This is a genomic window from Mycolicibacterium vinylchloridicum (assembly GCF_013404075.1).
GTDB lineage: Bacteria > Actinomycetota > Actinomycetes > Mycobacteriales > Mycobacteriaceae > Mycobacterium > Mycobacterium vinylchloridicum.
Window position 1 is genome coordinate 61005 of the sequence record NZ_JACBJQ010000029.1, and the last position, 19957, is coordinate 80961.

Genomic DNA, 19957 nt, shown 5'->3' on the forward strand with positions numbered 1-19957 from the left:
TCGCCACACCGGCTCCCAATTCATGGCCGGGATGACGGACAGCTGAGGGACACTTCATGAGCACTGCCGCCGAGGGTATCGACACCAGGCTGAACTCGCTGGAATTCTGGGCCAAGCCGCGGCCCTATCGCCACGAGGCGTTCAAATGGCTGCGCAACAACCAGCCGATCAGCTGGAACGATGCGCCAGACTCCCTCGACCCGAATCTGCAGAACGCCAAAGGCTTCTGGTCGCTGGTGAAGCACCGCCACCTCCGCGAGGTCTCGCGCAACGTCGAGGTGTTCAGTTCGGCTGAGGGCGTCTTCATCGACGACTTCCCGCAGTTGGAGGACATGTTGTCGTTCATCGTGACCGACCCGCCGCGGCACACCGAGATGCGCAATATCGTCACGGTGGCGTTCACCCCGCGCAACATCCGCAAGATGTCGGACAAGATCGGCGGCATCGTCAGCGGCATCGTCGATGACGTCGCATACCGCGGCGAAGGGGACTTGTGCGAGCTCATCACCAAGGAGGTTCCCGGGCGCGTCTTCTGCAGCATGCTCGGAATCACGGACAACGACCAGATTCAGTACACGATGGATGCCGCCGAACAGTTCGCCTGTTGGAACGACCCGGAGTACGCCCACATCGGCTCTCCGCTGATGGTCTTTGCCGACGCGTCGATGAAGCTGGCCACCCTCGCCAACGAACTGGTACCGGACCGGATCAAGAATCCCGGCGACGACCTGCTGACGTGGGTCGCCGAGGCGCAGTACGAAGGCCACAAGCTGTCCCAGCAGGAAGTCGGAGTCTTCTTCGCACTGCTGGCCGCCGGCGCGAACGACACCACCAGGCACGCAATGGCCCACTGCCTGAACCTGTTCCAGGAGCATCCCGATCAGCTGGACTACCTGATGGCGGATTTCGAGGGCCGGGCCGACAACGCGGTCAACGAGGCGCTACGGATGGAACCTCCGCTGATGCACTTCCGCCGCACCGCAACACAGGACTACCAGCTCGACGACGTCACCATCAAGGAAGGCGACAAGGTGGTGTTGTGGTATATCGCGAGCAACCGCGACGAGGAAGTATTCCAAGACCCGGACACGATGGACATCAGCCGCGACGACAAGCACAACCCGCACCAGTCATTCGGCGCCGGTGGCCCGCATTACTGCCTCGGCCACATCCTTGGCCGTGAGGTCATCAAGGCCGAGATGCGCGAGATCTACCACCGCATGCAGAATCTCGAGGTGGGCGAGCCCGACCTGCTGTTGTCAAACTTCATGAACGGGGTGAAGCGACTGCCCGCCACCTGGACGCCGGAGAAGAAGCGGTCCTAGTCTCAGCCGCGGGCCGGTGCTGCAGCGCGTGGTGAGGCGTCCGGCTGCCGGATGACCAACACATCGGACACGAAGGACAATGCCACCGCCGCACAACCCATCCTGATCGCAGTGGTGCTCCAGATCGGCCAGCCCCGTGCGCAGCCGGTGGTGACAGGCCGCCACCAACACCGCATAGCCGGTGATCTGTGCCGCCTCCATCACGCCGGGTCACGCCACCTTCGAACCGCGGGCATGCCCAGCGTCGCCCGGACCCCACCGCCAGTCACCATCCGGTGGGAGGCCGTCGAGGGCGATGGTCCTGGATGCCTGATAAAGATTCACTAACACAGCTGGAAAAGTTCAGGTGAGAAGCAATGCATAATGAATCCGCATACACATCCGGAGGTGGGAACGATCGTCACAGACTCGCGGGGCGAAACGCCCGCCCACGTTCGCACTCGCGATCCAGAACGCAAGAACCGGATCTTGACCGCGGCGGCAGACCTGGTCGCCCGTAAGGGCTACCACGCGGTATCCATCGCCGAGATCGGCGCTGCCGCCGGAATCACCGGCTCCGGGGTCTATCGCCATTTCGACAGCAAGTCAGCCGTCTTGGTGGCGTTGTTCGACCGGGTGATCGACGACCTACTCCGCGACGAGCAGGACATCCTGGACGCGACGACCGACCTGGGGGACGCGCTGAGCCAATTGATCGCCGGGCAGGTCGAATTCGTGGTCGGCGACCGGGAATTGGCGCAGGTCTATCACAACGAGATCAACAATCTCCCCGAAGAGGACCAGCGCAGGCTTCGACGCAAGCAACGCCTCTATCTCGAGGAGTGGGTGCACCTGGTCGACGAACTGCGCGACGATGTCAACGACGCCGAGGCGCGGACCGTCGTGCATGCAGCGATCGGGGCCATCCAGTCAACGCTGTTCCACGGCGTCGGACTAGCCGAGGACCGGTTGCGGACGTTGCTCACCGAATCCGCCCGGGCTGTGCTGGGCATCAGCGACTGACGCCGGCTCGGGAAGGAACTTGCTCAGGCCGTTGACGACAACGGCGCACAGCACGATCGACACCAGCGTCGCGAGGCCGATCACGGTGCGGGTTGCCAAGCCGTCGTCGAGATGGAGCGCGATGATCACCGGAGCGCCGAGACCGAAGTTCGCGCCGAAGAAGGTCATCGGGAAGACGATGAACAACCCCAGCAAGCCCCAGTTCGTCGCAACCTTGCGCCATACGAGAACCGCGACAACGGTGAACAGCACGACCTGAGTGCCTTCGAGGACGCCAATCACCAAGGGGTAGTTCCAGATCCGCCCCAGGTACGGTCCGTAGTAGGTATAGACGTTCGTAGCGGTTCCGGTGACCTCGAAGACGCACGAGGCGACGATCTCGATCCCCCATACGGCGAACAGCCCGCGCCGGCCCAACCTGCCCTCGTAGATGAGCCGTCCCGCATACAGGCAGGCCGTGGCGTACAGGATGACGTAGCCACTGTGTGTCCAGTTTGGTTGAGGCACAGCGAAAGCAGAGAAATGCACGAGGCCGGCGCCCGGCGACCCGTCGGAATGCGCATCGTAGAACCAGAGGTCGAAGGCAACGTCGTACAGCGGTTCCGCGAAGGCGGCCACACCGGCCGCCAGGCAGGCGATCAGGTAGAACGGGGTACGTTGCCTGATCCCCATCCACGCCGCGATCACCAGCATGGCAAGGACGATCACCCAACTGGCCCACGTAAACACGTTCTGCCACAAGAGGCTGAGCTCGTGCTGCATCACGTCGGTCGGCGTTCGGCCCATTTCGACAGCTCCTTGATGGATGTTCCCAATAAGCTATGACCACGACCGCCGGCACCACACATCCACAGAGGGGATTTGCCTCCCCACTCGGGGGTAAGGAGCACGACAGCGTCGATGGGCCCATGCCAGGCTGCGAGCGTGTATGTGGACAGCAATATCGGCGGCGGTATCGACGGAACCGGCGGCGGCGAGTTCGGCGTCCTGACCGAGCAGGTCGAGCAGGCGCAGCGGAGCGGTTTCGATGGGCTGTGGTCGACCGAAGTGAACAGAGACCCCTTCTTACCCTTGGTGGTTGCCGCCCAGAAAGCTCCGGCTATGCAGATCGGCACCGCGGTAGCGGTAGCGTTCGCCCGTAGCCCGATGACCACGGCCGCCGTCGCCAACGACCTGAACACCTTCAGCCGAGGGCGATTCGTGCTCGGCCTCGGTTCCCAGATCCAAGCTCACATCGAGCGACGCTTCAGCATGCCGTGGTCGGCCCCGGCAGCGAGAATGCGGGAATACATCCAAGCCCTCCACGCGATCTGGGCCAGCTGGCAGAACCACGAGAAGTTGGACTTCCGCGGTGAGCACTACCAGCACACGCTGATGACGCCGATGTTCAGCCCGGAACCCAACCCGTTCGGCATCCCCCGAATCGTCCTGGCCGCCGTGGGGCCGAAGATGACAGCGGTGGCGGCCGAGCTGGCCGACGGCCTGCTGGTGCACGGGTTCACCACCGCGCGTTACCTGCGAGAGGTGACACACCCGGTGATCGAGGAGGGCTTGCAGTCATCGGCGCGCCGACGCTCCGATTTCAGCGTCTGCTACCCGGGTTTGATCGTCACGGCCGACGACGAACGCGGTTATGCCGATGCGCTGCACCACGTCCGCCGGCAGATCGCCTTCTACGGTGCCACCCCGGCCTACCGGGCGGTGCTGGATCTCCACGGCTGGAGCGAGTTGCACACCGACCTGCACCGGCTGTCCAAGGCCGGCGACTGGACCACGATGGCCCACCTGATAGATGACGAGGTGTTGTCCACGTTCGCCGTCTGCGGTGAACCCAAGCAGGTCGGTGCTGAGATCGTGCGCCGATTCGCCGGACTCGTCGACCGATTCACCGTGTACACGCCCTATCCCCTCGACGAGGCCACCCGCGCGACCGTCGTCGAGGGGATCAAGCGTGCCGATCAGCCCTGATTGGCCGCCGCGGCGGTGTTCAACAGGAATTCGCCGATGTAGGTCTGAGTCTGGTCGGCGTTGAGCGGCTGGAACATCGACGCAGCAGAATCCCGGTACAGCCGCTCGAAAATGGTTCCCTTACGGAATGATTCGCCGCCGACCAGGCTCATCGCCTTTCGTGACATGTGCAGGACGTTCTCGGAGGTGAAGGTCTTGGCGATGCCGAGATACGGGAAGCGCAGTTCCGGTTGCCAATCCTTGTCGCGTCCGTTGATCAGGTCCTCGCACGTCTGGTAGACGACCCGCTTGGACAGCTGGACCCGGGTGGCCATGTCGCCGATCCCGTCGATGATGTGCCCGACGTTCTTGACCTCGGTATCGGCAGCCACGATCGCGCCGAAGGTGGCGCCGAGGTGTTTCTTGGACAGTTTGGCGACCGACTCCTCCAGGATCCGGTACTGCATGCCGAGGTAGATGCTGGCGAACATCAGCGACGCCCACTCCAGGACACCGAAAGCCCCTGCGCGCCAGACTGACACGAAGCCGTCCTCGGGGATGAAGAAGCCGTCGAAGTGAATGACCTGGGTACCCGTCGCGTGCATACCCAAAGCGTCCCAAGTCTTCTCGATACGCACGCCGTCACCGATTCCGTTCTCGTCGACCTTGAAATCGCCGATGAACAGCTTCTCGGCGGCAACCCGGTCCTCGAACGTGTCCGGCAGATTTCCTTCGGCGTCGGTCTCGGTGGCGTTGGTGGTGATGATATCGGCCGCTTCGCTCAACGTCCCCCACGTCTTCTTGCCGTAGAGCTTCCATCCTCCGCCAGGCTGGGGCACCGCCCGCATGTCGGCCAGGCCGGAGAAGCCAGCCCGTTTCTCGGAGAACGGGCCGAAGATCAGCTCACCGTCGGCGACCCGCCCCATCCAATATTTGTTCTGCTCCTCGGTCATCAGGTTCCCGGCGATGCCGACCATGATGTAGTGCATGTTGTAGGCCAGGGTGATGGCGGAGTCGCCGCGCGACATCTCGGAGACCACCTTTGACACGTGCAGGATGTTGCCACCCGCTCCACCGAATTCCTTCGGCACCGGCAGCGCACCCAGGCCCGACTTCTTGAACACCTCGATCGACGGGTAGGCGAAGGTGTTCTCCTGGTCGTACTTCGGGCCGATCTCGCGGAAGAACTGGGAGACCTCCTGAGCCTTGGCGAAGTACGGGGCGAACTCCTCGTCCGTCATGTCCTGGTTGAGCATCACTTTCTCCATATCTGATTCCGCTGAGTGACGCCGATGCTGCTCCACGGCGAGGGTGCGCACACCCCTCACTGGGGGTAACTCGCTCCAACGACAGGGGAACCCCTCCCCCGTTGGGGCAGTCGGTTTCCTCCCGGTGGTAGTCGCCCCCGCCGCGCGCGATGCCTAGCGTCGGAACGGTCGTTCCACCCGAGTTCCCAGCCGCAAGGAGACCCGTTCATGAGCCACGCATTTGCCGTCAAATGGCTGAAAGCGTTTCGGGAGAGCGCCGAGGCCGTCGTCGCCCTCTACGCCGACGACTTCCTGTTCGAGGACCCGATCCTCGGCCAGTCCATCACCTCCAGGGACGAGCTCCTGCGCGTGTTCGCGCCCTATGCCAACGCCGACACCGAGAACGGCATCGGCATCAACAACTTCCGCATCGACGAGGTCGTCGGTGACGCCTCGGCGGCCATTTACCGCTGGACCTGGCAGGCACCGACCGCGGGCGCGTTCGTCGGTGTACCCACGAACGGCGTCGTGCCCGGTGCCCGCGGCATCACCTTCCACATCTATGACGCCGATGGGCGCATCAAGCGCGAAGAGAGCTTCTGGGACGTCGCCACCGCGGTGCGCGACCTGGGATTGCCCGTCGACCCCACCGCCGTCGCCAAGTCGCCGGCCCTGGTCTGAGAGGAACACGTCACATGAGCCTGGCCACCGACCACGCCAACCGCTGGGTCACCGCACTGACATCGGACACCGCTGCTGCGGTCGATCTCTATGCCGACGATCTGGTCTACGACGACCACGCCGATTCCGATCACGTCATCGACACCGCCATCACCAAGGCGGAGTTGGAGCCGCGGTTGGCTCCCTTCGCCAACACCAACAGCGGCAACGGAGTGGGTCTGCACCGGTTCACTGCCACCGAGGCGTTCCAGCTCGCCGGGGTGAACGGTAACCCGGCCGTCGTCATCCTGTGGGACTGGGCCGGCGAAGGCCTGGCCACCTACCGCGGTGTACCGACCGAGGGCAAATCCCTGCGCACCCGCGGAATCACCTGGCATCAGCTCGACGGTGACGGCAAGATCGAGCGCGAGACGACCTACTGGAACGACACACCGGTGCTGCAGGAGCTGGGCCTGCCGATCATCACTCCGGAGTACTGGGTCGAGGGATTCGACCCAGCCTCGCTGGCGCCGCAGTGAGCCGAGAACGCCACGGCATGTGGGGGGTGCTGCCCGATGTCCTCGATCGGGCATGCACCTACTACGCCGACCAGACCGCGATCATCGACGCGGATCGCAGCATCAGCTATCGGCGAATGCTGCAGTGGCGCAATCAAATCGCGCGCGCCCTCATCGACTGCGGGGTTCAGAAGGGCGAGCGAGTCGGCCTGTTGATGCCCAACTGCCTGGAATTCATCCCCATCCAGCACGGTATTTGGGCGGCGGGCGCGGTGCTGGTGCAGATGCCGACCCGCGCGGCCGCCGACGGATTCCGCTCCAACCTCGCGTCGACCGATGCGACCACACTGATTTATCACGCCAAGTTCGAGAGCGCGGTTGCGGCGATCAAAGCCGACCTGCCCAAGCTGAACACGCTGATCCGCCTCGGTACCCCGGATCAGCTCGCGGTCGAGGCACTCGACTTCGACGAACTCGTCGACGAACGCTCCACCACCCGGCCCGAGGTCGCCATCGACGAGGATGACGAGGCCTACGTGCTGTTCACCTCCGGGAGCACCGGTGAGCCGAAAGGTGTTGTCAATTCTCACTTCACGTGGAGCTACTACAGCATCTCCGCTGGTCTTGAGATCGGTGACATCACCTTCGGTGAGGTGTTCGCACACGGTGCGCCACTGACCCACTTCTCGCAGATCTTCGTGATGCCCACGTTCGTCCGTGGTGGGACCAATGTGATGCTTCCCGGGCTGGAAGCCGATGGGCTGATGGCCAGCATCCAACGGCACCGCATCACCGCCACCGCGTTGGTGCCGACAATCATCTACCTGCTACTGGACCACGGTGGCCGAGGCGACTTCGACCTGAGTTCGTTGCGAACCGTGGTCTACGCCGGTGCCCCGATCGCACCCGAGCGCCTGCGCGAGGCACTTGCGGTGTTCGGCCCCATCTTCATCCAGACCTATGCGGGCACCGAACAGGGGTACGTGTCATGCCTGCGCAAGAACGAACACCGCATCGACGATGATCAGTGGACCGCGCGGCTCGCTTCGGCGGGCAGGCCGATGTTTCCGGTGCAGATCAGCATCCAGGACGAGGACGATCGTCCGCTGCCCAGCGGTGAGACCGGCGAGATCTGTTCACGCCAGCTCGGCCAGATGCTGAGCTACCTGGACCCCGAACGCAATGCAGAGACGCTGCGCGACGGTTGGGTGCACACCGGCGATATCGGCTACCTCGACGAGAACGGCTTCCTGTTCATCGTCGACCGCAAGAAGGACATGGTGGTCAGCGGTGGATTCAATGTCTTTCCGCGCCAGGTCGAGGACGTCCTGTCCGCACATCCGGCAGTATCGCAGAGCGCCGTCATCGGTGTCCCGCACCCGAAATGGGGTGAGTCCGTCCTGGCCGTCGTGGTGGCCAGGAGCGGTGAGATCACCGGCCCGGATCTCGAAAGGGAACTGATCCAACACGTGAAAGCCGCACTCGGATCGGTCCCGGCACCGAAAACTGTGCTGTTCACCGACGAACTCCCCCTGAACCCGGCCGGCAAGGTCGACAAGAAAGCCATCCGCAAGCCGTATTGGCAGGGCCAGACCCGCCAAATTGGTTGACACAGAGGAGCTGTCATGACCAACCACTACTCGATGTACATCGACGGCAAATGGGTCGAAGCCGACGAACTCTACGAGATCCGCAGCCCGGCAACCGAAGAGCTCATCGCAACGGTAGCCAAGGGCAGCGTCGACCACGTCGACGCCGCCGTCGCCGCGGCCAAGGATGCCTTCGACGACGGTACCTGGCGGCGTACACCGCCGGCCGAGCGCGCAGCGCTCATCAACACCGTCGCCGAGAAGCTCGCCGCCCGAACCGACGAACTGGCCGCGTTGCAGACGCAGGAGAACGGCGCCACGATCCGCATCACCGGCGCGCTGCACGTCGGCCTCTCGGTCGGCCAGCTGCAATACCTGGCGGCGATCGCTGAGCAGTACCAATGGGAGACGGCCGGTCCGGCCATCGAGCCGATCGCGGCCGACGGCATCGTCGTACGCGAACCGATCGGGGTCGTCGCGGCGATCGTGCCGTGGAACATCCCATTGCTGACGACGGTGTGGAAGGTCGGGCCCGCACTGGTGGCCGGCAATTCGGTTGTTCTCAAGCCGGACGAGCACGCACCTTTACTGGCGCTGGAACTGGCTCGCGAGTTCGAGGCTGCCGGGCTTCCGCCCGGCGTGCTGAACGTGGTCACCGGTGACGGTGAACCGGTAGGCGCTCACCTGTCGGGCCATCCGCTGGTGCGCAAAGTCGCCTTCACCGGATCCACCGCGGTGGGCAAGAGCATCCTGAGGCAGTCCGCCGACTCGGTCCGGCAGGTCACCCTCGAGCTCGGCGGCAAGGGCGCCAACATCATTCTCGATGATGCCGATATCGACATGGCTGTTGATGGCGCGTTGTTCGCCTGCATGGCCAACAACGGCGAAGCGTGCGAGGCCGGCACCCGCCTGTTGGTCCCGGCCAGTCGGAAGGACGAAATCGTCGGCAAGCTGGTACAGCGGGCCGCCACCCTGAAGCTCGGCAATCCGCTGGAGCCGACAACGCATGTCGGGCCGATCATCTCGGCGACGCAGCGCGACCGCATCCTCGACTACTTCCGTATCGCTGCCGACGAAGGGGCGACTACGGCGATCGGTGGGCGTGCACCCTGCGGTCCGGAATTCGAGAAGGGGTACTGGATCGAGCCGACGATCTTCGTCGATGTCACCAACGACATGCGTATCGCGCGGGAAGAGGTCTTCGGCCCGGTACTGGTGGTCCTGAGCTACGACTCGGTCGACGAAGCGGTCGCCATCGCCAACGACACCAAATACGGTCTATCCGCCGGTGTTTGGGGCAGCGACGAGCGAGCGCTCGCCGTTGCCCGGCGGCTCGAAGCCGGGTCGGTGTGGATCAACAACTGGCACATCATCCACCCGGCATATCCGTTCGGCGGATACAAGGAGAGCGGATTGGGTCGCGAGGGCGGCCCGCACGCCATCGACGAATACGTCGAGGAGAAGTTCATCGCACTCGATCGCTCCGGGGGGATCGAGAACAAGGCCTTCGCGATCGTCATCGACCCGGCTGTCGGCTAGCCATGGTCGGTATCGATATCGACATCACCCAGAATCGGCCGCTGCGGTTGGGGCTGGCACTGGCTGATGGAGTCCTGTGGGTCAACGGCATTGCCGCCGAGCGGGTCCGGGCAACTGATCTCGGTGACATCTGGCGCAAGTCGGCTCGACTGCGCCGTGATCGCCCCGACGTCGATATCGTTGCCGACATCGAGATCGTCATCGCTGCCGACTCGCGCACCGCACGATCCCTGATGGGCAGCACGGATGTCGACGGTACCGAAGGCACCCTGCTCTACGTCGGAACGCCGTCGGGGCTGGCCGGATTGATCGCCGATATCCATGCCCTCGGAATCGCCGACGGTGCCGTGTTGATTCCGAAAGCGGCCGGGGCGGCCGAGCTCGTTCGCGACGCCGTCCTGCCCTTACTCGACACCATGTTGCGGCTACCCGGTCCCGCCTCGACGGCTCGGCCCGCCTGAGAAGTTCAGCGATCCCGCAACGCCCAAGCGATCGCCTGTGCGCGATTGACCGCGCCGTACTTCCGCAGAATGTGCTTGACGTGTGATTTCACCGTGCCCTCGGTGATGACAAGGCGATCGGCGATGGCCTGATTGGTCGCACCCGTGACCATCAGGTCCAGGACCTCGGCTTCACGCTCGGTCAACGGTACGGGCCCCGAAGCTCCGCCGGGTGACTCGGTCTCGGCCTCGCCGGACGCCCGAGCCGACTCCATACCGGCTTCGCAAAGCTGATCGATCCGGTCGACGGTGCCGAAGAACAACTCTCGGACGCTGTCCCGCTGCGCCCGCAGCCGCTCGAGAAGCATTGCACGCTCATAGATATGGCTGAAGCCGTCTGCGAATGCCCACAAGACATCTCGGTCGGACTCATCCACTCTGCGCGGTAGCGGATGGTGGTCGGTGTGCAGAAAGCCGACCACGTCGCTGCCGAGAACCAGCGGTGCCACGACGTAGGAACGTGACTGTCCGGCAGCGACGATCAGCGGGCGATACACCGGCGCACTCGCCGTGTCGTAGACAAGTGAGGGGCGCCGCCTGGACAACATCTCCGCCTCCGGAGCCGTCTCGGAAAGCGGCACGCTCTGGTTGATCCAGTCGCTGAACCAGGACGCATTGGTGCTGTCCCCACGCTCGTGCAGGATCAGCGGCTTCCAGCTGCGGCTTTCCACCTTGGACAGCACAGCGCGGTGAAAACCGCAGCGCAGCACCAATTCTTCACACGCGCTGTCGACCAGGGCAGTCGAACTGGGCAGACCCCGCAACCGGGCCAAACCGGCCGCGCAATCAGATAACCGCTGCCCGCGCATCGCAGTGTCGTGCAGGTACCAGTCCATCGCGAGTTGTTGGAGGTTCAGGATCTGATCACACAACTCCCGAGCGGCCAGCACCTCGATGTCGGAAATGTGGCGCAACCTGTCTATGCAGGCGTGCGTCAGCACAGAAATCAGCTCGGCGGCCCGCCACGGGACGTCCCATTCGACCGCGGGCAGCGGGAGTTGGGTCTCGAGGGTCGCCTGGGTGTGCTCGCTGGCCACCCGTAGCCGCTCGACGAGCTCTACTTCGCGGGACCACCATTCGGTCCTCGATCGTGCCGTAGTGGAACGCGTTCCGTCACTGGCCAGGGAAACACTCATCGCTGCCGCCGTTCATCGGTTCGAGCCTCACGCAGATAGCAGGCGATGGCGGCAGCTCGATTGCCGGCACCAAGCTTGTGCAGGATGTGTTTGACATGGGACTTCACCGTGCTTTCGGCGACCGTGAGGCGATCCGCCAGCTGCGCGTTGGTGGCCCCGTGAGCCAGCAGCGCCAAGACCTCACGCTCACGCGCGGTCAGCCGGGACAACCTGTCAGATCCTCGCCCGTCAGCCCGATCCCAAACCGCCGCCATCGCAACGCGACTCGCCGCGGGTTGCTGGGAAGAGTCAAGAGCAAGGCTGGGCGTTTCGTCGATCTCGGCGAGCGCACGAATCGCCGCATCACAAACGTCGGCGACGCTGCGACGTTGTTGATCGGCCCGGTCGGCCAGTACTGCGCGCTCGTAGGCCACGCCGACGCCGTCCGCGTACATCCGCAGCAGATCGCGATCCAGCGGGCCTACCGGAGGTCCTGCGAGACGATCCGCGTGCAGTAATCCCACGACCGTGGACATCGCGATGACGGGCGCCACGACGTAGTCACGGCTCCCGGTCCGCTGGACCAGTGCCTGATGCGCACGTGGCTCGTTCATCGCGTCGTTCACCAGTGCCGGCACCCGGCGGCGGACCACCTCGGCCTCCACCAGGGGTGAGGCCAACGCGATCTCGAGACCCTCGACGTCGACGTCGATCTGCAGGTTCACGTCCCCGCCCGGGGTCCTGACGTAGAGCGCCTGCGGTAACCACAACGACCCGCGAATCGCGGACAACATCACCCGGTCGAACGCACCGCTGGCACACAACCGGAGAGGCGCAGCGTCCAACACCGCGCCGGTCGTGGACTCCCGGCGCACCCGCTCCAGTGCGTCGAGCACGGCACTGAGCGCCACGGTCGATCGGTCGCTGGACTGCTGGACCGCCGTCAGGCGCGACGCGCTGACCTCGGCCAGCCGATCAGCGAGCTGAGCCGCACCCAGTGTCTCGGACCAAACATCGGTGTCGATAGGGCGCTCCTTGCACTCTCCCAAGGCAATGCGGCTCGGGATTAACTAGTCCTGACATCATTCGTGAGCTGCATCACTCTTGTCAACTCCCCTTTCACCGGCAAATAGGCCCACGATTAGGGGCCAACCTGCCCTACTGGCCAGATCGACCGCACCGCGCGACTTGACGTGTTAGTTATTCTCAATTCACTAACAGACTGTCTGAGACGAGGGTCAACGTTGCCCATTCCCCGACCGTGGCGGACGCGACTCACCCTGCCAGCGATCGCAGCCCCGATGACCGCGGTCTCTGGGCCAGAACTCGTCGTCGCCGCATGCCAGGCGGGCGTGATCGGCGCTTTCCCGACCCACAACGCCCCCAGCTCCACCACACTCGATGACTGGCTCAGCCAGATTCGCGCGGCATTGACACCCGACTCGGCTCCCGTGGCCGCAAACCTGGTGGTCCATCGCACCAACCGGCGCCTGTCTGCGGATGTCGCGACGCTCCAGCAGCACGGCGTCGAGTTGGTCATCACCAGCGTCGGATCGCCGGAGCCGGTCATCGAGCCCCTCCACGACACCGGAACGCAGGTGTATGCCGACGTCGCCAGCGTCGGACACGCCCGACGCGCAGTGGCGGCGGGAGTCGACGGGCTCATCCTGCTGACCGCCGGTGCGGGTGGACAGACGGGATGGGCCAATCCATTCGCGTTCGTACGCGCGGTCCGCGAGTTCTACGGCGGACCGGTAGTGCTCGCCGGCGGCATCACCGACGGCCGATCGATCCTCGCCGCGGAAATACTCGGCGCCGATCTCGTGTACCTGGGCACCAGGTTCATCGCCACTCACGAAAGTCAGGCCGACGACGACTACCGGACCGCGCTTGTCGCCGCCACCCTGGACGACGTCAGGCTGTCGACCCGCGTCGGCGGGATCCCCGCCAGCCTGCTGGCCAGTTGGCTCGAGAGGGCGGATCGGGCAGAGCCGGTAGATGGCACGGGATTCGACCAGGATCGGTTGCTGTCCAACAGCACCGCCTGGAGTGCCGGCCACAGCGTGTCCGGCGTCGGAAGCGTGACGTCCGCGGCCGAATTGATTGCCAGCCTTGTCGGCGAATACACCGCCGCCCGCAGAGATTCGGCAGGTCTAGTGATCAATGACTAGCTCAGCCGAAGACCGCGTACCCCTGCCGGATCGTCTGTATCACCAGATAGAGGTGACTATCGGAATTCCGTTTGAGATCCGCCCACGCGCACTTAGTGTTTCATCGTTCACTATCCGATTGCGGCCTTTCCGACGCTGCCGCCGCGACAAGGAATTCTGATGCCGGCCCTGAGCACCGAAGTCGACACCACTTCACCGACCTACCTGAGCAACCTCGAAGCCCAGTCGGCCGCCGTTGCCGCGCTCAACGAGCAGCTCGAACTCGTTGCCGCCGGCGGCGGACCGCGTTATGTCCAACGGCACCACGAGCGCGGTCGGCTGCTGGCCCGCGAGCGCATCGAACTGCTGGTGGATCGCGACGGTCCGTTCATGGAGTTGTCCGCATTGGCGGCCTGGGGCACCGAATTCAACGTCGGTGCGGCCATCGTGACCGGGATCGGCGTGATCAGCGGTACCGAATGCATGATCATCGCCCACGACCCCACCGTGCGTGGCGGCACGATGAATCCGTACACCTTGCGAAAGAACCTGCGGGCGTTGGAGATCGCCCGGATCAACCGATTGCCCGTGGTCTACCTGGTCGAGTCCGGCGGCGCCGACCTACCCACCCAGGCCGAGCTGTTCGTCCCCGCCGGGCGGATTTTCCACGAGCTCACCGAGCTGTCTGCGATGGGTATCCCCAGCGTCGCATTGGTGTTCGGCAATTCGACCGCGGGCGGGGCGTACGTGCCGGGCATGTGCGACTACGCCGTGCTCGTCGACCGGCAGGCAAAGGTGTTCCTGGGCGGGCCTCCCCTGGTGAAGATGGCCACCGGCGAGGATGCCGACGACGAACAACTCGGTGGCGCCGACATGCACACCCGCGTCTCCGGCCTCGGTGACTACTTCGCCGTCGACGAAGTCGACGCGATCCGGATCGGACGCGATATCGTCACGCATCTCAACTGGCGCAAGCACGGCCCTGGACCAAGCCTGCCGGCCGACGAACCCCTCTACAGCGCTGAGGAATTGCTCGGGATCGCCTCAGGCGATTCCCGCGTGCCGTTCGATCCACGAGAAGTCATCGCCCGGGTCGTCGACGGTTCGCGGTTCTCCGAGTACAAGCCACGCTGGGGCACCAGCATCGCGACGGGGTGGGCGTCGATTCACGGCTTCCCGGTCGGCATCCTGGCCAACACCCGCGGCGTGTTGTTTTCCGAAGAGTCCAAGAAGGCAACCGAATTCATTCTGCTCGCCAACCAGACCGACACGCCGCTGATCTTCCTGCAGAACGTCACCGGCTATATGGTCGGCACCGAATACGAGCAGGGCGGCATCATCAAGGACGGCGCCAAGATGATCAACGCCGTCACCAACAGCACGGTCCCGCACATCACCGTGAACATGGGTGGTTCGTTCGGCGCGGGCAACTACGGGATGTCCGGCCGCGCCTACGATCCGCGCTTCATGTTCAGCTGGCCCAGCGCCAAACTGGCCGTCATGGGTGCCCAACAACTCGCCGGCGTCTTGTCGATCGTCGGAAAGGCCTCGGCGGCAGCCGCCGGCCGCGAATTCGATGCCGAGGCAGACGCCCGCCGGACTGCTGAGATCGAGGATCAGATCGAGCGCGAGTCGCACGCGTTCTACGTCTCGGCGCGAATCTATGACGACGGCGTGATCGACCCCCGAGACACCCGTTCTGCGCTCGGGATGGCCTTGTCTGCAGCCCATTCCAACGTCATCGAGGGACGCCGTGGCTTCGGCGTCTTCAGGATGTGAGGACCGTGTTCCACAAACTGCTGATCGCCAATCGCGGGGAGATCGCCGCCCGCATCATCCGCACAGCGCGCGATATGGACATCACGACCGTCGCGCTGTACTCCGACGCCGACCGCAACATGCCGTATGTCGCAGCCGCCGACGAGTCGGTTCATCTGCCCGGCACCGCACCGGGTGACACGTACCTGCGCGGCGATCTGGTACTCGACGCAGCGGCCCGCACCGCAGCCGATGCGATCCATCCAGGATACGGATTCCTCTCGGAGAACGCCGATTTCGCCGCCGCATGCGCGGCGGCGGGGATCGTGTTCGTCGGCCCCAGCCCCGATGCGATCACCGCGATGGGCTCCAAGATCGCCGCAAAAGAACTCATGGCCGCTGCCGGAGTCCCGGTGCTGCCCGGGGCGACCGTCCAGAGTGGCGAGGATCTCGATCCTGAGCACCTCGCGGCGGCTGCGCGCGACATCGGTTACCCGATCCTCGTCAAGGCCGCGTTCGGCGGCGGCGGACGCGGGATGCGGATCGTCACCGACGCAAGCTCTCTCGTCGAGGCAGTGCAGAGCGCGCGCCGAGAGGCCGCCTCGGCGTTCGGCGACGGCACCGTGTTTCTGGAGAAGTTCGTCGAATCCCCGAGGCACATCGAAGTGCAGATCTTCGGTGACAGTCACGGCAGCGTCGTGCATCTGGGCGAACGCGAATGTTCGATTCAGCGCCGCTATCAGAAGATCATCGAAGAGGCGCCCTCAACAGCCGTGGACGCCACGTTGCGCGCCGAGTTGGGCCGAGCGGCGGTGGCCGCGGGCCAGGCACTGGCTTATGAGGGTGCCGGCACCGTCGAGTTCGTGATGGCACCGGACGGATCGTTCTATTTTCTCGAGGTCAACACTCGACTGCAGGTCGAGCATCCGGTCACCGAACTCGTCACCGGCATCGACCTGGTTCGCGCCCAGCTTCTCGTGGCCAGCGGCCAGCCGCTGCCTCCCGAGATGCTGGACTCATCCCCGCACGGGCACGCCGTCGAGGTTCGGCTCTATGCCGAAGATGTTGCGGCCGGCTTCATTCCGGCATCGGGCACATTGAAGACACTGGAGTTTCCCGACTCCCCAGGCATCCGGATTGACGCCGGGTTCGAGTCGGGATCGGTGATCAGTACCTTCTACGACCCGATGCTGGCCAAAGTCATCGGCTACGGCAACACCCGCGAGGAGGCCTGCGCACGGGTGGCCCGGGCGCTCGCCGAAACGCGGGTGCACGGCGTTGCGACCAACCGTGACCTGCTGATCGGCATCCTGCGCGAACCGGAGTTCCTCTGCGGTGCCATCGACACCGGGTACCTCGACCGGCACGACCCGGCCGGCTTGACCGCCGAGTCTGCCGGGTCCGGCGCCTCGGAGATTCATGCTGTGATCGCCGCACTGGCCGCCCAAGCGGACCGCCGTGCCAGCGCATCGGTGCTGCCCGGCCTGCCATCCGGGTGGCGGACCCTGCCGTGTGCAGACCAGCGGGTCAGCTTCACCGCCGGCGAGACCGAGATCGACGTGGCGTACCGCTTCACCCGCGGAACCGTCGACGCGTCGGTGTCGGGAACCGACTTCGCTGTCCGGTTACACAGTGCCTCAGCCGATCTCGTCGATGCCGAGATCGACGGGGTGCGCCGGCGCTATCGGGTGGTCCGGGATGGCCTGGATCACTATGTCGACAGCTCGCTGGGCTCGACGTCGCTTCGGGAAACCGAACGGTTCCCCGATCCGACGACGATGGCCGAGGCCGGCTCGCTGGTGGCGCCCATGCCCGGCGCGGTCGTTCGCATCGAGGTGATCCAAGGAACCCGGGTCGAGGCCGGCACCCCGATCGTGGTGCTCGAGGCGATGAAGATGGAGCACACCGTCCGTGCACCCGCCGATGGTGTGGTGTCGACGATCTCGGTGACCGCGGGTGACCAGGTGGAATCCGGGCAAGTCCTGGCGGTGGTCAGCTCGGATGAGTCGGCGTGATGGGCCTCGACTACCCGGGATTGCTGGCCGACCTCAGGACAGAGTCCGACAACCTCATCGCCGCGTTGCGGGGACTTGACGCCGATCAGTGGACGCTGGCTACACCGGCAGCAGGATGGAGCATCAACGACCAGGTTTCCCACTTGGCCTTCTTCGATGACGCCACACGGTTGGCTTCGGCCGATCCCATTGCCTTCCGAGCGGAAGCCGACCAACTCATCAGCGGCGGAATGGATTTCCCCGACCGCATCGCAGCCCGGTATCGCGACGTGACACCCGAGCGGCAGCTGGAGTGGTTCACCACGGCTCGCAGCCAGCTCCTCGCCGCCTTCGGCGGCGACGATCCCAAACGCAGACTGCCGTGGTTCGGACCCGACATGAGCGTGGCATCGTCGGCCACCGCACGGCTGATGGAGACCTGGGCGCACGGCCAGGATGTGTACGACGCGGTCGGAATCGCGCATCCGCCCAGTCCCGGCCTCCGGAGCATCGCCCATCTCGGTGTGGCGACGTTCGCCTTCGCCCATACGCTCAACGGGATGGCCGTGCCGGGGGAAGCCATCCGGGTCGTTCTGCACTCCCCCGACGGAGACGAGTGGACTTGGGGACCGGTCCATTCGGCCAACCAAGTGCACGGCACAGCCGAGGATTTCGTGCTGACGGTCACCCAGCGTCGGCATTGGACGGAGACCGGGCTCAGAGCCGTCGGCCCGGTAGCTCAGGGCTGGCTGGAAATCGCGCAGGCATTCGCCGGTGCTCCCAGCCGTCGGGCGATGCACTGATGGACTTCACCGAGCCCGACGAACACCAGGACCTGCGCAAGGCCGTCGCCGCGGTCACCAACCGCTACGGCGCAAGCTATTTCACCGAGCGGGCAGCGGCCGGGGAACCCACTACCGAGCTGTGGCAGGACCTCGGCGCCCACGGATTCATCGGGATCAACTTTCCCGAACAGTACGGCGGCGGAGGCGCCGGGATGGCCGAGCTCGCGATCGTATGCGAGGAGACCGCCGCCCACGGCTGCCCACTGTTGCTGTTGCTCGTCTCCAGCGCCATCTCGGGTGAGTTGCTGAGCCGCTACGGCAGCGAGGCGCACCGTCGAGAGTGGTTGCCGCGGATGGCATCCGGTGAAACCAAGGTCGTATTCGCCATCACCGAGCCGGACGCCGGATCCAACAGCCGCCAGATCAGCACCACCGCCGTTCGCGACGGTGGCGACTACCTGTTGAACGGCACCAAGTACTACATATCCGGTGTCGACGAGGCCGGCGCGTTGATCGTCGTCACCCGCTCCGCGCCGGAGCGATTGTCACTGTTCCTGGTCCCGACCGATGCACCGGGTTTGGTCAAGCATCGGCTCCCGGTCGGAATCAGCGTCCCTGAAAAGCAATTCACGCTGCACTTCGACAACGTGCGGGTGCCGGCGTCGAACCTGGTCGGCACCGAGCACGACGGCTTTCGTCAGGTCTTCGACGGCCTGAACCCTGAACGCATCACCGGCGCCGCGGTCTGCGTAGGGGTCGGGCGGCACGCGGTCGAACAGGGCGCCGAATACGCCCGCACCCGAACCGTCTGGGGTCCACCGATCGGTTCCTATCAAGCCATCGCCCATCCGCTGGCGAAAGCGAGGATCAACGTGGATCTCGCCGCGATGATGACCGCCAAGGCGGCGTGGCTCTTCGATCAGGGACTGCCCGCGGGCGAAGCGTCCAACATGGCCAAGTATGCGGCCGCCGAAGCCGCTGTCGAGGCGGTGGATCACGTCATCCAGGTGCACGGCGGCAACGGCTTGGCGACGGAGTACGGTCTGCTGCCGCAATGGGGGCTGGCTCGCCTGCTGCGGATCGCCCCGGTGAGCCGCGAGATGATCCTGAACTACGTGGCGCAGCACACCCTGGCGCTCCCCCGATCGTATTGAGGACGGTATGAAACTCGGTCTGCAGCTCGGCTATTGGGCCGCGCAACCACCCACCAACCATGCGGAGTTGGTGGCCACCGCTGAGGAAGCGGGGTATGACACGGTGTTCACCGCCGAATCCTGGGGTTCGGATGCGTTCACCCCGCTGGCCTGGTGGGGCCGCGAGACCTCCCGGATGCGGCTGGGCACCTCGGTCGCGCAGCTCTCGGCCCGCACCCCCACCGCGTGCGCGATGGCCTCCCTGACGCTGGATCACCTCTCCGGCGGCCGGCACATCCTGGGCCTGGGCGTGTCCGGGCCGCAGGTGGTGGAGGGTTGGTACGGGGCTCGCTTCCCCAAGCCGCTGGCCCGCACCCGCGAGTACATCGACATCATCCGGCAGGTCTGGGCCCGCCAGGCCCCGGTCACCAGCGCCGGCCCGCACTACCCGCTGCCGTTGAGCGGGGAGGGCACCACCGGCCTGGGCAAGCCGCTCAAGCCGATCGTGCACCCGCTGCGCGCCGACATCCCGATCATGCTCGGCGCCGAAGGCCCCAAAAACGTCGCCCTGGCCGCCGAGATCTGCGATGGCTGGCTGCCGATCTTCTACTCACCCCGGCTGGCCCCGATGTACAACGAATGGCTCGACGAAGGGTTCGCCCGCCCCGGTGCCCGCCGCTCCCGCGAGGACTTCG

At 65.0% G+C, this 19957-nt stretch carries 18 protein-coding genes; 14 read left to right on the forward strand and 4 right to left on the reverse strand.

Features of this window, described 5'->3' with window-relative positions; translation table 11 throughout:
• Positions 1–56: 56 nt before the first annotated feature.
• Entirely contained in the window at positions 57–1325 is a 1269-nt protein-coding gene (locus HPC46_RS22340; protein ID WP_179473977.1) for a cytochrome P450, read from the forward strand.
• Between the two features lie 387 nt (positions 1326–1712).
• A complete protein-coding gene (locus tag HPC46_RS22345) occupies positions 1713–2327 on the forward strand; it encodes a TetR/AcrR family transcriptional regulator (RefSeq protein WP_179473979.1) in 615 nt (204 codons plus the stop codon).
• Here the strand turns inward: HPC46_RS22345 and HPC46_RS22350 are convergent.
• Entirely contained in the window at positions 2259–3113 is an 855-nt protein-coding gene (locus HPC46_RS22350; protein ID WP_179473981.1) for a hypothetical protein, read from the reverse strand. The two genes, HPC46_RS22345 and HPC46_RS22350, sit on opposite strands and share 69 nt — an antisense overlap.
• A gap of 138 nt (positions 3114–3251) precedes the next feature.
• On the opposite strand from HPC46_RS22350, the gene HPC46_RS22355 reads away from it, so the two are divergent.
• Positions 3252–4295, forward strand: coding sequence for an LLM class F420-dependent oxidoreductase (locus HPC46_RS22355; protein WP_179473983.1), 1044 nt, complete (start codon positions 3252–3254; stop codon positions 4293–4295).
• On the opposite strand, the gene HPC46_RS22360 is transcribed toward HPC46_RS22355, so the two are convergent.
• A complete protein-coding gene (locus HPC46_RS22360) occupies positions 4286–5530 on the reverse strand; it encodes an acyl-CoA dehydrogenase family protein (RefSeq protein ID WP_179473985.1) in 1245 nt (414 codons plus the stop codon). The genes HPC46_RS22355 and HPC46_RS22360 overlap by 10 nt on opposite strands.
• Positions 5531–5749: 219 nt before the next feature.
• Between HPC46_RS22360 and HPC46_RS22365 the strand changes: the two genes are divergently transcribed.
• The 5 genes from HPC46_RS22365 to HPC46_RS22385 are packed head-to-tail and all read left to right on the forward strand — an operon-like array spanning position 5750 to position 10288.
• Positions 5750–6202, forward strand: coding sequence for a ketosteroid isomerase-related protein (locus HPC46_RS22365; RefSeq protein ID WP_179473987.1), 453 nt, complete (start codon positions 5750–5752; stop codon positions 6200–6202).
• Positions 6203–6216: 14 nt separating this feature from the next.
• On the forward strand, positions 6217–6720 hold the full coding sequence (locus HPC46_RS22370; protein WP_179473989.1) for a ketosteroid isomerase-related protein: 504 nt from the start codon (positions 6217–6219) through the stop codon (positions 6718–6720).
• 17 nt (positions 6721–6737) lie between these two features.
• Positions 6738–8309 carry an acyl-CoA synthetase gene (locus HPC46_RS22375; protein ID WP_179474017.1) on the forward strand — a complete coding sequence of 524 codons (1572 nt, stop codon included), beginning with the start codon at positions 6738–6740 and terminating at the stop codon, positions 8307–8309.
• A gap of 15 nt (positions 8310–8324) precedes the next feature.
• Positions 8325–9827, forward strand: coding sequence for an aldehyde dehydrogenase family protein (locus HPC46_RS22380; RefSeq protein ID WP_179473991.1), 1503 nt, complete (start codon positions 8325–8327; stop codon positions 9825–9827).
• Between the two features lie 2 nt (positions 9828–9829).
• Entirely contained in the window at positions 9830–10288 is a 459-nt protein-coding gene (locus HPC46_RS22385) for a hypothetical protein (RefSeq protein WP_179473993.1), read from the forward strand.
• 5 nt (positions 10289–10293) lie between these two features.
• Here the strand turns inward: HPC46_RS22385 and HPC46_RS22390 are convergent, their stop codons facing one another.
• Positions 10294–11463, reverse strand: a complete 1170-nt coding sequence (locus HPC46_RS22390; protein ID WP_179473995.1) for a helix-turn-helix transcriptional regulator — start codon at positions 11461–11463, stop codon at positions 10294–10296.
• Positions 11460–12491, reverse strand: a complete 1032-nt coding sequence (locus tag HPC46_RS35090; RefSeq protein WP_233716570.1) for a LuxR C-terminal-related transcriptional regulator — start codon at positions 12489–12491, stop codon at positions 11460–11462. Before HPC46_RS35090 ends, HPC46_RS22390 begins: the two co-directional genes overlap by 4 nt.
• 195 nt (positions 12492–12686) lie before the next feature.
• Between HPC46_RS35090 and HPC46_RS22405 the strand changes: the two genes are divergently transcribed.
• The 6 genes from HPC46_RS22405 to HPC46_RS22430 all read left to right on the forward strand — a co-directional run.
• Positions 12687–13613 carry an NAD(P)H-dependent flavin oxidoreductase gene (locus tag HPC46_RS22405; protein WP_179473997.1) on the forward strand — a complete coding sequence of 309 codons (927 nt, stop codon included), beginning with the start codon at positions 12687–12689 and terminating at the stop codon, positions 13611–13613.
• 159 nt (positions 13614–13772) lie between these two features.
• Complete coding sequence (locus tag HPC46_RS22410) at positions 13773–15371, forward strand: acyl-CoA carboxylase subunit beta (RefSeq protein ID WP_179473999.1); 1599 nt, start codon at positions 13773–13775, stop codon at positions 15369–15371.
• A 5-nt stretch (positions 15372–15376) separates the two neighbouring features.
• Positions 15377–17365, forward strand: coding sequence for an acetyl/propionyl/methylcrotonyl-CoA carboxylase subunit alpha (locus tag HPC46_RS22415; protein ID WP_179474001.1), 1989 nt, complete (start codon positions 15377–15379; stop codon positions 17363–17365).
• The gene (locus HPC46_RS22420; protein ID WP_179474003.1) at positions 17365–18147 is read left to right on the forward strand and encodes a TIGR03084 family metal-binding protein; all 783 of its coding nucleotides are present in this window, start codon (positions 17365–17367) and stop codon (positions 18145–18147) included. Before HPC46_RS22415 ends, HPC46_RS22420 begins: the two co-directional genes overlap by 1 nt.
• Positions 18147–19283 (forward strand): acyl-CoA dehydrogenase family protein, encoded by a 1137-nt coding sequence (locus HPC46_RS22425; protein ID WP_179474005.1) that lies wholly within the window; start codon positions 18147–18149, stop codon positions 19281–19283. Before HPC46_RS22420 ends, HPC46_RS22425 begins: the two co-directional genes overlap by 1 nt.
• 7 nt (positions 19284–19290) lie before the next feature.
• Positions 19291–19957 (forward strand): LLM class F420-dependent oxidoreductase (locus HPC46_RS22430; protein ID WP_218894525.1); only part of this gene is annotated, 667 nt, incomplete at its 3' end.

Bases quoted from the DNA above. Each gene is read 5' to 3' on its own strand.
- HPC46_RS22340 (WP_179473977.1), top strand. From the start codon at position 57: ATGAGCACTGCCGCCGAGGGTATCGACACCAGGCTGAACTCGCTGGAA.
- HPC46_RS22350 (WP_179473981.1), bottom strand. From the start codon at position 3,113: ATGGGCCGAACGCCGACCGACGTGATGCAGCACGAGCTCAGCCTCTTG.
- HPC46_RS22360 (WP_179473985.1), bottom strand. From the start codon at position 5,530: ATGCTCAACCAGGACATGACGGACGAGGAGTTCGCCCCGTACTTCGCC.
- HPC46_RS22365 (WP_179473987.1), top strand. From the start codon at position 5,750: ATGAGCCACGCATTTGCCGTCAAATGGCTGAAAGCGTTTCGGGAGAGC.
- HPC46_RS22370 (WP_179473989.1), top strand. From the start codon at position 6,217: ATGAGCCTGGCCACCGACCACGCCAACCGCTGGGTCACCGCACTGACA.
- HPC46_RS22375 (WP_179474017.1), top strand. From the start codon at position 6,738: ATGTGGGGGGTGCTGCCCGATGTCCTCGATCGGGCATGCACCTACTAC.
- HPC46_RS22380 (WP_179473991.1), top strand. From the start codon at position 8,325: ATGACCAACCACTACTCGATGTACATCGACGGCAAATGGGTCGAAGCC.
- HPC46_RS22385 (WP_179473993.1), top strand. From the start codon at position 9,830: ATGGTCGGTATCGATATCGACATCACCCAGAATCGGCCGCTGCGGTTG.
- HPC46_RS22390 (WP_179473995.1), bottom strand. From the start codon at position 11,463: ATGAGTGTTTCCCTGGCCAGTGACGGAACGCGTTCCACTACGGCACGA.
- HPC46_RS22410 (WP_179473999.1), top strand. From the start codon at position 13,773: ATGCCGGCCCTGAGCACCGAAGTCGACACCACTTCACCGACCTACCTG.
- HPC46_RS22420 (WP_179474003.1), top strand. From the start codon at position 17,365: ATGGGCCTCGACTACCCGGGATTGCTGGCCGACCTCAGGACAGAGTCC.
- HPC46_RS22425 (WP_179474005.1), top strand. From the start codon at position 18,147: ATGGACTTCACCGAGCCCGACGAACACCAGGACCTGCGCAAGGCCGTC.